15 protein-coding genes are annotated in these 11928 nt (G+C 67.1%); all 15 read right to left on the bottom strand.

Annotated elements, in window-relative coordinates:
• Nucleotides 1-502: 502 nt before the first annotated feature.
• The 15 genes from RHA1_RS21525 to folE all read right to left on the bottom strand — a co-directional run bounded on the left by RHA1_RS21525 (nucleotide 503) and on the right by folE (nucleotide 11925).
• Nucleotides 503-1438 carry an esterase/lipase family protein gene (locus RHA1_RS21525; RefSeq protein ID WP_011596828.1) on the bottom strand — a complete coding sequence of 312 codons (936 nt, stop codon included), beginning with the start codon at nucleotides 1436-1438 and terminating at the stop codon, nucleotides 503-505.
• Nucleotides 1439-1537: 99 nt separating this feature from the next.
• Complete coding sequence (locus RHA1_RS21520) at nucleotides 1538-1888, bottom strand: histone-like nucleoid-structuring protein Lsr2 (protein WP_005244957.1); 351 nt, start codon at nucleotides 1886-1888, stop codon at nucleotides 1538-1540.
• A 138-nt stretch (nucleotides 1889-2026) separates the two neighbouring features.
• On the bottom strand, nucleotides 2027-3538 hold the full coding sequence (lysS, locus tag RHA1_RS21515; RefSeq protein WP_009477486.1) for a lysine--tRNA ligase: 1512 nt from the start codon (nucleotides 3536-3538) through the stop codon (nucleotides 2027-2029).
• A 142-nt stretch (nucleotides 3539-3680) separates the two neighbouring features.
• Nucleotides 3681-4103, bottom strand: coding sequence for a rhodanese-like domain-containing protein (locus RHA1_RS21510; protein ID WP_005244960.1), 423 nt, complete (start codon nucleotides 4101-4103; stop codon nucleotides 3681-3683).
• Entirely contained in the window at nucleotides 4100-4633 is a 534-nt protein-coding gene (locus tag RHA1_RS21505) for a cysteine dioxygenase (protein WP_005244961.1), read from the bottom strand. The genes RHA1_RS21510 and RHA1_RS21505 overlap by 4 nt, the downstream gene beginning before the upstream one ends.
• 122 nt (nucleotides 4634-4755) lie before the next feature.
• Nucleotides 4756-5571: a type III pantothenate kinase gene (locus RHA1_RS21500; RefSeq protein ID WP_011596827.1), complete on the bottom strand. Its 816-nt coding sequence runs from the start codon at nucleotides 5569-5571 to the stop codon at nucleotides 4756-4758.
• Nucleotides 5572-5574: 3 nt separating this feature from the next.
• A complete protein-coding gene (gene panD, locus RHA1_RS21495) occupies nucleotides 5575-6021 on the bottom strand; it encodes an aspartate 1-decarboxylase (RefSeq protein WP_005262154.1) in 447 nt (148 codons plus the stop codon).
• Nucleotides 6022-6039: 18 nt separating this feature from the next.
• Nucleotides 6040-6978 (bottom strand): pantoate--beta-alanine ligase, encoded by a 939-nt coding sequence (gene panC / locus RHA1_RS21490; protein ID WP_011596826.1) that lies wholly within the window; start codon nucleotides 6976-6978, stop codon nucleotides 6040-6042.
• Between the two features lie 5 nt (nucleotides 6979-6983).
• The gene (locus RHA1_RS21485; protein WP_011596825.1) at nucleotides 6984-7910 is read right to left on the bottom strand and encodes a Rossmann-like and DUF2520 domain-containing protein; all 927 of its coding nucleotides are present in this window, start codon (nucleotides 7908-7910) and stop codon (nucleotides 6984-6986) included.
• A gap of 147 nt (nucleotides 7911-8057) precedes the next feature.
• Entirely contained in the window at nucleotides 8058-9032 is a 975-nt protein-coding gene (locus RHA1_RS21480; RefSeq protein ID WP_192815093.1) for a DUF6779 domain-containing protein, read from the bottom strand.
• 69 nt (nucleotides 9033-9101) lie between these two features.
• Nucleotides 9102-9569 carry a DUF3180 domain-containing protein gene (locus RHA1_RS21475; protein ID WP_192817860.1) on the bottom strand — a complete coding sequence of 156 codons (468 nt, stop codon included), beginning with the start codon at nucleotides 9567-9569 and terminating at the stop codon, nucleotides 9102-9104.
• A gap of 20 nt (nucleotides 9570-9589) precedes the next feature.
• Nucleotides 9590-10102, bottom strand: coding sequence for a 2-amino-4-hydroxy-6-hydroxymethyldihydropteridine diphosphokinase (folK, locus tag RHA1_RS21470; RefSeq protein WP_011596823.1), 513 nt, complete (start codon nucleotides 10100-10102; stop codon nucleotides 9590-9592).
• Nucleotides 10099-10461 carry a dihydroneopterin aldolase gene (folB, locus tag RHA1_RS21465; RefSeq protein WP_009477479.1) on the bottom strand — a complete coding sequence of 121 codons (363 nt, stop codon included), beginning with the start codon at nucleotides 10459-10461 and terminating at the stop codon, nucleotides 10099-10101. The genes folK and folB overlap by 4 nt, the downstream gene beginning before the upstream one ends.
• Nucleotides 10454-11311, bottom strand: coding sequence for a dihydropteroate synthase (gene folP, locus RHA1_RS21460; RefSeq protein ID WP_011596822.1), 858 nt, complete (start codon nucleotides 11309-11311; stop codon nucleotides 10454-10456). The genes folB and folP overlap by 8 nt, the downstream gene beginning before the upstream one ends.
• The gene (gene folE, locus RHA1_RS21455) at nucleotides 11308-11925 is read right to left on the bottom strand and encodes a GTP cyclohydrolase I FolE (RefSeq protein ID WP_009477477.1); all 618 of its coding nucleotides are present in this window, start codon (nucleotides 11923-11925) and stop codon (nucleotides 11308-11310) included. Before folE ends, folP begins: the two co-directional genes overlap by 4 nt.
• Nucleotides 11926-11928: the final 3 nt, after the last annotated feature.

Genomic DNA, 11928 nt, shown 5'->3' with positions numbered 1-11928 from the left:
TGCGAGGGCCGAAGCCCCGAACCGACGAAGGTTCCACGACCCCAGCTATTACTCTAGTTGGCTGCCGATCGACCTGCTGCCCCTCCACCCCTTTAGATGGAAGTGCAGGCCTGCTTACCCGTATTTAACGCCCCAGCTCCGGCAATCGTTTCCCCTTCGCTGTACGCCTGGAGCGAACAGGTTCCGCGATGCCGATGCGGACCACCATGTCGTAGCCGCCGGGACCGGCTCGAATGGACACTTCTTTCCAGTTGTTCCCCATCCAGACGGTCCTGGACGGGATCCTCCGGGCACGTCCTGGCCGTGGTGTCACAGAAATGCGACAACCGCTTGCCCGCGAAGTTCGCGGCCCGCTTTTCGAACGAAGCCAGACCTGCGTGTCCGGACAGGGTATGTCGATGAGCTGTGAGTTCGCCACCCTTACGTTTCCGCCGGCGGCGACCGCGATACCCAGCGGGTTGCTCAGGACTCTCCCGGTAACCGGCGACGAGGCCAGAAAAGGTTACCCCGCGATGGGGGCGACGAACCGGCAGGGCACGTCGCGCGGGTGCGCGGGATCCAGCGCGTTCAGCACGAATCCCGCGGCCCGCGCAGAACCGGCGACGGCGACGTGGTCGGAGTAGTCCTGCTCACAACCGTCCTGGACGACGATGTTCGTCGTGTCGGGGCCCGGCTCGATGCCGCTCGTGTACGGGACGACCAGTTCGTCGTAGCGGGTGGCGATGTTCGTGTACTCGACGCCGGGGACGTAGACCCCGTCCGCCCGCATGCGGTCGATGAACGCGGAACCCTGCAGCATCTCGGGGCAGGCCCGGCAGACGGGGAAACCTGCCGCCACCTCGTCGTCGATGCCGAGCGACCGCATGTACCGCCCGACGCTGACCTGATCGGTGCCGTACGTGCCGTGCCACGGCGGTGCCAGTGACACGACCTTCGCGACCTTGTCTGCTCCGCCGAAGAACTTCACGTAGTTGTTCGCCTGCAGAGTGCCCTGGGAATGTCCCACCAGGTCGACTTTCGAGGCGCCTGTGCTCGACAGCACCTGATCGACGAATACGGCGATCTGAGCGGTGCCCGTGTCGATGGGAGTCATCCCGCCGATCGCATCGAGCGGCCACGGCAGGTCGGGGAAGTTGCCGTAGGTGAGGGAATACACGCAGTAGCCCTCGTTGGCGATGAGCGGTGCGTACACCGCCCAGTTGGTCTGGCGTGCGCCTCCCGTGCCGTGGACGAGGACCACCGGTTCGGGATGCGCGTCACTCGGTCGGCAGGACCAGTCGTTCGAACCCGGGGCCGAACCGCCCGGATTTCGCAATTCGAGAGGCACGCCGGCGAGGAACGAATCCGGCACCGGATAGGTCGGCGCCGCGGACGCCACCCCGGCCCACATCACGAACGCCAGGAACAGAATCCCTGAAACGGTCACGCAGCGCCGCACAGCTACCCCCCGACTTCCCGATTAACGAATCAGTGCGGGACGGTAACAGTGCAGGTCACCTCGCGGAGCGAATCAGCAAATTCTGTCCCCAGCTAACTTTCAGTTCGCCTTGTTGTAGGCGTCGATAATTTCCGCGGAGATACGTCCGCGCGCAGAAACCTTTTTGTTGTTCTTGCGCGCCCATTCCCGGATAGCGGCGCTCTGTTCTCGATCGACCGAAACTCGGGACTTGGTGGCGGCCGGAGCCGCCACGGCCTTGCCGCGCTTGCGCGAGCTCACCTTGCGCGCGTGGGAAACCCACACGTCGAGTTGCTCGCGCAATTTCGCCGCATTCTCCGAGGAAAGGTCGATCTCGTACTGAACACCGTCGAGGCCGAACTCGACCGTCTCGTCGGCAGACGCCTCTTGATCGACATCGTCGATCAGGGTGACAGTGACCTTCTTAGCCATGGGATGAAATTCCTCTCGAATGAAGCGACGTCTCATCGTCAACGTGAGCTACGACCCGGAGGTAACCATACCCCTGTTCTTCCGATTCGGAATACGAGGAATGGATCGAATTTATCCGCGCGAATTCACCCTGGTGAATCAGCGAGAAGAAGGGCGAACAATGGGAAAGAGGATTGTTTCGCGGATTCCCAATCCCGTCAAAGCCATCAGCAGACGGTCGATTCCCATTCCGGTGCCGGTGGTCGGCGGCATTCCCTGCTCCATAGCGGCGAGGAATTCTTCGTCGAGGGCCATCGCCTCGTCGTCACCAGCCGACGCGAGACGCGCCTGATCGACGAACCGCTCACGCTGGATGACCGGATCGACCAATTCCGAATAGCCCGTGGCCAACTCGAACCCGCGGATGTAGAGGTCCCACTTCTCGGTGACCCCGGCCTTGCTGCGGTGGTCACGAGTCAGCGGCGACGTCTCGACCGGGAAATCACGGACGAACGTCGGCTCGAACAGCTGGTCGCCGCACTGGTGCTCCCACAGTTCCTCGACGAGCTTCCCGTGCCCGTAACCCTTGTCCTTGGGGACCTCGAGGCCCACCTTCTCGGCGAGCGCCAGCAATTCCTCGACGGTGGTATCCGGAGTGACCTCGACACCGATCGCCTGCGACAGCGACGGGTACATCTCGAGGGTCTTCCATTCACCACTGAGGTCGTATTCGGTGCCGTCGGCGAGTGTGACGACCTGCGAACCGAAAGCGGCCTGCGCCACTTCCTGGACGAGTTCGCGGATCATCACGGCGGAATCGTCGTACGTGCCGTACGCCTCGTATGTCTCGAGCATCGCGAATTCCGGCGAGTGCGTCGAATCGACACCCTCGTTGCGGAAATTCCGGTTGATCTCGAAGACCTTCTCGATACCGCCGACGACGCACCGCTTCAGGAACAGTTCGGGAGCGATACGGAGATAGAGGTCGATATCCAGGGCATTGGAATGAGTGATGAACGGGCGGGCCGCGGCGCCACCCGCCACCGTCTGCAGCATCGGCGTCTCGACCTCGAGGAACCCGCGCAGCTCGAGCGCGTTCCGGAGCTCACGGACGACAGCCACCCGCTTACGCGCATTCTCCCGCGCCTCGGAGCGCACGATCAGATCGGCGTAACGCTGCCGGACCCGCGACTCCTCGTTCATCTCCTTGTGCGCAACCGGCAGGGGCCGGAGCGACTTGGACGCGATCTGCCACGAATCGGCCATCACGCTCAGCTCACCGCGACGGGAACTGATCACCTCGCCGTGCACGAACACGAAGTCACCGAGGTCGACATCGGCCTTCCACAACGCGAGAGCATCCTCACCGACAGCGGCGAGACTGATCATCGCCTGCAGCTGGGTGCCGTCGCCTTCCTGCAGCGTCGCGAAGCACAACTTGCCCGTGTTGCGCACGAAGATCACCCGGCCGACGACACCGACCTGGTCGCCGGTGGCCGTGTCGGGCTCGAGTTCCGGGTACTTGGCCCGGATCTCCGCCAGCGAGTGGGTGCGCGCCACCGACACCGGGTACGCCTCGCGTCCCTCCGCGAGGATGCGCTCACGCTTCTCCTGGCGGATGCGAAGCTGCTCGGGGGTGTCGTCGACTGGCTGGGCTGCTACTTCACTCACGGGTCACCAGCCTAATCGACGCCCGCGCGTGCCCCTATTCAGAGGTCAGCACCAACTCGACGGCTCGCCGTCGGCGTCATGCGACGGCTCGCCGTCAGCGTCATGCGACGGCTCGCCGTCAGCGTCATGCGACGGCTCGCCGTTAGTGAGCCGAGACGGTGGCCAGCTCCCGCACGCAGTGCTGCGTGGCGATGAGCGAGCCCAGCAACCCCGCAGCCTTGATCGCCTTGTACCCGCCGACGAGATCGGTCGCCTTGTGCAGACCCAGCTGCTGCAGCGCCGCCGCGGCGAGACTCGACGTGTAGCCCTCGGAGCAGACGATGATCCACTCGACGTCGTGGTCCACCGCGAGCGCCAGGTGCGCCGAGCTGGTGGGATCGCAACGCCACTCGAGGACGTTGCGTTCGATGGCGAGTGCGCCGGGGAGCGTTCCCTCGATCGCCCGCTGCGCCTGCGGGCGGATGTCCACGACGATCGCGCCACGCGCCACGGCCTCGGGCAGCTCGAATGCGTACATGCGGTCGATCTGGGTGCGGGCCTCTTCGAGCATCTGGTCGATGTTCACTTCGAACCACCCTCGGGGAGATCGGTGAGCTCGGTCCGGGTACGGCGCAGCGTGCCGTGGTCGGTGACCTCGTAATAGGACATGGCCGATAGTGGCGGTGAGTAGGCGTGCACGCTCAGCGTCGGCGTCACCACCTCCGCCCCGGGCGCGTCCGGCGCCCGCACCACGTCGTGGACCCAGCCGAGCGGGAACGAGGCCTGATCGCCGGCCTCGAGAGTGCGGTGACGCAGACGGTCACCCGCCCAACGAAACTCGGACAGTGCACCACTGAGAACCGTGAGTGCGCCGAAAGAGCCTGCGTGGTCGTGCAATTCGGTGTTCCGGTCGGGAACCCAGCTGATCAGCCAGACGTCGACGTCGTCGTCCGAGTAGAGCCGGGTCGACCAGCGCTCGTCGGTGGGCCAGCTCTGCGGGAGCAGGACGTCGTGGCGGCCGTCGAGGACCTCGGAAGCACCCTGATCGGTGATGCGCAGCAGGTCAGCCGGGCGAAGACGGGTGGGTACAGATGCAGAAGAATACGTTGCGAGCACGAGAGAGACTCCCAGAAGTGTGAATTGGTCAAGGCAGCGTTCAGCCTCGACAACACTCCTGAGCACTCGTGCAGAGATTCACGGGGACCATTCTGACATAACTTCCGCGAAGAGGGAACCCGTCACTCGAGCGGGCTGCGACGCGCACCCCGGCGAGCCTGATTCCGCTCGTAGACCAGGCGCAGGCCTTCGAGCGTGAGATCCGGTTCGTGCTCGTCGACGGTTTCCGTCTCGGGCATGATCAGCGGCGCGCGGTCACCGGTCGCGATCACCACCACGTCGGAACCGGAGAAGGCGGGCAGTTCCTTGCGCACGCGGCGGACCAACCCGTCGACGAGACCGGCGAAACCGAACACCGCACCCGACTGCATGCACTCGACGGTGTTCTTGCCGACGACGGAGCGGGGCCGCACCAGTTCGACCTTGCGCAGCGCCGCCGACTGCGACGCGAGTGCGTCCGAGGAGATCTCGAGGCCGGGCGCGATGGCGCCGCCGAGAAACTCGCCCTTGGCGGACACGACGTCGACACATGTGGACGTCCCGAAGTCGACCACGATGCACGGTGCGTCGTAGAGGTGATGCGCCGCAAGACTGTTCACGATCCGGTCGGCGCCCACCTCCTTGGGGTTGTCGACGAGCAGCGGAACACCGGTTCGCACCCCGGGTTCCACCAGCACGTGCGGGACGTGCCCCCAGTACCGCGTCAGCATCACGCGGATCTCCCGCAGCACCGACGGCACCGTCGACAGCGCGGACACACCGGTGATCTGATCCGTGTGCGCGCCGAGGAGGCCCCGGAAGATGAGGGCCAGCTCGTCCGCCGTCATCCTCGCGTCGGTGCGCATCCGCCAGTCCTGCACCAACTTCGAGTGTTCGCCGGACCCGGTGAACAGTCCGAGAACGATGTTCGTGTTCCGGACGTCGACGGTGAGGAGCATGGGTTACACCAAACTGGATTCGCGCTCGGCGTCGAGCGTCGACAGCATGCGCGGGGTGATGAGACCGGAGCCCTCCGGCGCGTGCGCGGGGTCGGCGCCGAGCTCGATCGGTGAGTTGGCGGCGTCGACGAACACGACACGCGGCTCGTAGTCGCGCACCTCCTGCTCGTTCATGACGCCGTACGCGATGAGGATGACGAGGTCGCCGGGCTTGACCAGATGCGCTGCCGCACCGTTGATCCCGATGACACCACTTCCCCGCTCGCCGGCGATCACATACGTTTCGAGCCGCGCGCCGTTGTCGATGTCGACGATGCACACCTGCTCGCCCTCGAGAAGGTCGGCGGCGTCCATCAGATCCTGGTCGACCGTCACCGAGCCCACGTAGTGCAGGTCGGCGTGCGTGACGGTGGCGCGATGGATCTTCGACTTCATCATGGTGCGAAACATGTTCCGGTCCTTACTCTTCTAGCGGGAAAGAAGTTCGTCTGCGGCCGACGCGTCCGACGGTGGTTCGGCGTCGCGTTCGAGGAATCCGGTGCCGACGGCGACACCGACGTTGTCGATCAGGCGGGTGGTCCCGACCTTGGCTGCGACGAGCAGCCTGCCGTCGCCCCGCTCGGGGGCGGGGCCGAGATCGACGCCCCGCACCTCGAGGTAGTCGACCTCCACCTCAGGGACGGACGCCAGCACCTCGCGCGCGGTGGCGAGGATCGCCTCGGCGCCCCCGGCCGCGGCGTGGGCGCCGGCGATCAGGGCCGCGGACAGTGCCGTCGCCGCGCTGCGCTGCGCCTCGTCGAGGTAGCGATTGCGCGAAGACAGTGCCAGTCCGTCGTGCTCACGCACCGTGGGCACGCCGAAGATCCGGACGTCGAAGTTCAGGTCGGTCACCATCTGCCGGATCAACGTCAGCTGCTGGTAGTCCTTCTCACCGAAGTACGCGACGTTCGGCGCGGCGATCTGCAGCAGCTTGGCGACGACGGTGAGCATGCCCGCGAAGTGCGTCGGCCTGGACACGCCTTCCAGCTCGGCGCCCAGCGGTCCGGGATGGATCGTGGTCCGCGGTCCTGCCGGGTACATGGTGGCTGCGGTGGGCACGAACGCCAGCTCGACTCCGGCCTCCCGCAGCAGTTCGAGATCGGCGTCGAGGGTGCGCGGGTAGGCGTCGAGGTCTTCGCCGGCGCCGAACTGCAACGGGTTGACGAAGATCGAGACGATCACCACCGCGCCGGTGAGCTTGGCCTGCCGCACCAGCTCCAGATGGCCCGTGTGGAGGGCCCCCATCGTCGGCACGAGCGCGACCTGGCGGCCGACACCGCGCAGCGCCTTCGAGACCCGGGTCAGCACGCTCGGGTCGTGGTGCACGGTCAGTTCGCCGCGCTTGTATCCGCCCTGCAGATCGCTCACGGAACTCACCTCCGGTCTTCCAGGATTTCCAGCAGTTCGGGTGTCGCACCGGCGCGTTGCGCCGACCTCAGGGACAGGGCGCGGTAGCCGGCCGCGATCCGCGGATCGACCTCTTCGAGTACCCGCAGATGCGTGGCGACCGCTTCCGAATCGCCCCGCGCGACCGGCCCCGTCAGCGCCGACGGCCCGCGCCGCAGGGCGTTGTCGAGCGCCGCGGACAGTAGCGGCTGGAGAACTCGTTCGGCCAGGCCGTTCGGATCGTCGCCGATCAACTCCTGGCCGAGCAGTTCCTGGCCTTCGAGGGCGACGCGCAGCGCGGCCACGGCGTCGACGACGAGCGTCACCAGGTGGTTGCTGCCGTGGGCGAGAGCGGCGTGGTACAGCGGTCGCATGTCCTCGCGGACCCGGACGGGCTCGCCGCCGATCTCGAGGACCAGCGACTGCGCGATCGCGTAACCGATATCGTCGGCGGCGGTGATGCCGAAACAGGCGGACGCGAGACGGACGGTGTCCTCGTCGTGCCCGGTGAACGTCATCGCGGGGTGAATCGCGAGCGGAACGACGCCCTGCTCGGTAAGGGGGTCGAGGATCCCGATGCCGTTCGCGCCGGACGTGTGGGCCACGATCGCGCGACTCGGCACCGCACGGGTGGAGGCCAGCCCCGCGATCAGCGACGGCAGTTCGGCGTCGGGGACGGCGAGAACGAGCAGTTCGGAACGGGCCGCGACCTCTGCCACCGGCAGAATCTCGGTCTCGGGAAGCCGGGTCCGGGCTCGGTGACGTGACGCGTCGGAGACGGCCGAGCAGGCGACGACGACGTGACCTGCCCGCTCCAACGCGGCACCGATTGCTGTACCGACCCGGCCGGCGGAGACGATTCCTACCGTCAACCTCGCAGGCGCAGGGCCATTAGTGATCCCGAAAGAGGTCACCTTCGTCCTCTCGTTCGTTCCAGTCCCGCTCGGCGGGTACCAGACGTTCCAGGGTGAGGATAGCCCGGCTCTAACACGGCCCGCCATGCGCAGGCAGAGTGATATATGCCTCACACGATGCGGGTTGATCCTCGGGCGCGTCCGGCCTTATTCGGCCCGGCGACGCCTGCCGCCGGTGCTCTGGGCGGCCCCGGATGCCGACTGCATGTTGGCCATGATCTCGGCGACCGACAGCCCGTTGGCGTGCGCACCCGACGGTTCGTCGTCCTCGGGCGCGCGTCGGCGGCCCGGCCGCGCTTCGGGCTCGGCCTCTGCCCCTGCCGCTGCCTCTGAGTCGGGCTCCGGCTCGGGCTTCGCGACAGGTTCGGGCTCGACCTCCGCGACCGGCTCCGGCTCGGGAGCCTGCCGAGTCTCGGCAACCTGCTCGGGCTCCGGTTCCGGCTCGACCTCGATCTCGATCTCGGGTTCGGTGTGTCCGGCATAGGCGGGCTCGACGATGGACGTCTCGGCGGTGACCGGATCGTCGTCCGGATTCGCGAAGTGGTGCGACGACTGGGCGGAACCACTCTGATGCCCCGCCCCGGCGGCATGTCCCGCCCCTGGGATGTACAGGCCCGACGCAGCAGGCTGGTAACTGCTGTACGACCCGCCTGCAAGTTCCTGCACACGCGTCGAATCCGCCCGCAGCGCGATCCGTTCGGTCGGCATCGCGCCGTCGAACAGGGCCTCGAGATTCTTGCGGAGCGACGAGAGTTCGGCACGCAGCGCGGCAAGTTCTTCGGCGTCGGCGCGCACCTCGCTGCGCACCCGCTTCTCGACGGTGAGCTCGTATTCGCGCCGTGCCGAGATCTCCCGCTCGAGCTGCAACTCGTAGACGGTCTGCAGGTCGTTGACCTTCGCCTTGTCGAGCGCCGACTCGCGCCGGTACTTCGTCATGGCGATGGCACCGACCGTGGCGGCCCACAGTGCGGCCACCAGGCCCACCCGCAGGAGTTGGACGCTGTCGCTGAAGATCAGGAAGAGGGACGCGATCACCGCGAGGGCGAGCAACCCCGCAACGATCATCTGGCTCGCGCTGCGCCTGTTGCGGCGCGCAGACTTGAGGCGACCAGGATTCGTCATGGTGCCAGGGTACTTGGCCGCGAAGGGTGCGCCGCGCATTCCATCGGACCTGCGGCGATCCCCTGTGCCCTAGTGCGCCGGCTCGTCCGAGGGGTCGTCGGGAGTGCGGCAGCAATGTTCCAACCACAGCGCCGCGCCGACGAGGGCAAGCGCGGCGACGAGACCCACCCACGCGCCGGGAGTGTCCGAGACCGCAGCCCGGAGCACCGACCGCTGCGGAAGCAGGTACAGCAGGAAACCGCCCCACACCCCCGCCGTCGCGGCACCGACGAGCGCGGACGCCTTGGCGAGCGCCGCCACCCGGGCGGCGGTGATCGGGTGCAGCTGACGCGGTCCGTCGCCCACCTGATGATTGCTGACCCGGGATCGCACCATGAACGCGAGCACGACCTCGATCAGCGCGACCGGGTACAGCGACGCCCCGGCGTACACGGGAATCGGCGGAAACGAGCCGTAGAACACCCGGACCAGGATCCAGGTGGCGGCGACGGCGAGAGCGGCCAGGAACAGCAGATCCCAGATCCGGGTGGGTTTCATCGTGCCCGTCGGTTCCGGCTTCATCGCGACCGCCGGTCCAGAACGAGTTGCGTCCGGTGCACGCCGGCCCGTTCGTCGTCGTCCAGCAGTGGCAGCAGCGCATCCACCCGGGTCGTCGTCCCGTCGACCCGCAGGACGGCCTCGGGTTCGACGTCCAGCCACGGAATCAGCACGAACGCACGCTCGTGTGCTCTCGGGTGCGGCAACGTCAGTTCCGGGTCGTCGCTGCGGACGTCGTCGCACGTGACGACGTCGACGTCGAGCGTGCGGGGGCCCCACCGTTCGATCCGCACCCGGTCGGCGGCGGCCTCGAGTTCCTGCCCGCGTCGCAGCCAGCCGTAACCGTCGAGTGCGGGATCGTCGACGACGAGAACCGCGTTGAGGAAGTCCTGCTGCTCCACACCGCCCCACGGCGCCGTCGAATACACCGGAGAGACCGCCACGACCGCGTCACCCAGCCCGTCGAGAACGGACTGCAGATGGGCAAGACTGTCGCCGACGTTCGATCCGATCGACAACACCGCGCGACTCATGGCCGCGACCTGTGCGCGACCACCGCGACGTCCGCGAACGTCAGCGGAATCGGCGCGGACGGCTTGTGCAACACCACCTCCGTGCTCCGGACGCGAGGGTCGGTCATCACCCCGTCCGCGATCTCCGCGGCGACGGTCTCGATGAGGTCCCGTGGGGGCCCCGCGACGATCGCGGCCGCGCGCTCGGCCAGTCCGCCGTAGTCGAGGGTGTCGTCGAGGTCGTCCGATGCGGCCGCCGGGGCGAGGTCCATCCACACGGTGATGTCGACGTAGAAGTCCTGACCATCCCGCTTCTCGTGTTCGAAGACGCCGTGATTTCCACGAACCTTCAAGCCGCGCAACTCGATTCGATCACTCACGTCCGGCTGCACCCTTTGCCCAGGCCTCGGCGACCGCGATGGCGTCGAGGGAACCCTGCGCATCGTGCACGCGCACTCCCCACGCCCCGTGGGTCGCGGCGAGCGCCGAAACGACGGCGGTCGCGATCTCCCGTCCGGCGGGCGGCCGCGGCTCCCCGTCCGCATCCGCCAACAGCGAACCCAGGAACCGCTTGCGCGACGCGCCGATCAGGACGGGGAATCCCAGCTCGTTGAACTCGGGCAGCGCCTTCAGCAGCGCCCAGTTGTGGTCGGCGTTCTTCGCAAAACCCAGACCCGGATCCAGCACCAGGGAACCCGGATCCACCCCGGCCTTCACGGCCAGGTCGACCTGGGTCATCAGCTCGTCCCGAACCTCCCGGACCACGTCGTCGTAGTGATCGGCGGTGCCGCGGTGCACGTAGTCGGCAGCCGAACGCCAGTGCATCAGGATCCACGGCACTCCGGCGTCCGCGACCACCGAGGCCATCGCGGCATCCGCGCGGCCACCGGCGACGTCGTTGATGATCGACGCACCCGCCTCGATCGCGGCCTCCGCGACGGACGCCCGCATCGTGTCGACACTGACGCAGATGCCCTCGCCCACCAGATCCGCGATCACGGGTGCGACGCGACCGGCTTCGACGTCGGGATCGACCCGCGCCGCGCCCGGGCGGGTGGACTCGCCACCGACGTCGACGATGTCGACGCCGAGACGCTTCAGCTCGAGACCGCGCGCGAGTGCGGCGTCACGATCGAGGAAGCGTCCGCCGTCGGAGAAGGAATCGGTGGTGACGTTCAGGACGCCCATCACCACGGTTCGGCCTGGCGAGGGCAGCTCGATCACGGTCACTTCCGCAGAATAAGGTCCAGAGCCTCGGAACGTGAGGCCGCGCTGGACTGGAGCAGACCACGCACCGCGGAGGTGGTGGTACTCGCACCAGGCTTGCGGATGCCCCGCATCGCCATGCACAGGTGCTCGGCCTCGATGACCACGATCGCACCGCGCGGGTCGAGCTTGCGCATGACGGCGTCGGCGATCTGGCTGGTCAGACGCTCCTGGACCTGCGGACGCTTGGCGTACAGGTCGACGACGCGCGCCAGCTTCGACAGCCCGGTCACCTTGCCCGTCTTACCGGGGATGTACCCGACGTGGGCAACCCCGTGGAACGACACGAGATGGTGCTCACACGTGGAGTACAGCGGAATGTCGCGAACGAGCACCAGCTCCTGGTGCCCCTCGTCGAACGTCGTGTTCAGCACCGTGTCCGGGTCGGTGTAGAGGCCCGCGAAGACCTCGCGGTACGACCGCGCCACGCGGGAGGGCGTATCCCGGAGTCCGGGACGGTCCGGATCTTCACCGATCGCGATCAGCAGTTCGCGCACCGCAGCTTCGGCACGCGGCTGATCGAACACCCGGCCCGTCTCGAGTGCCACGGGCTCACTACCGAGATGATTCACCGACAACCG

It is taken from the genome of Rhodococcus jostii RHA1 (assembly GCF_000014565.1).
GTDB classification, from domain to species: Bacteria; Actinomycetota; Actinomycetes; order Mycobacteriales; family Mycobacteriaceae; genus Rhodococcus_F; species Rhodococcus_F jostii_A.
Note: the sequence above shows the minus strand (reverse complement) of the source record. Positions and strands in the feature narration are given on the sequence as shown.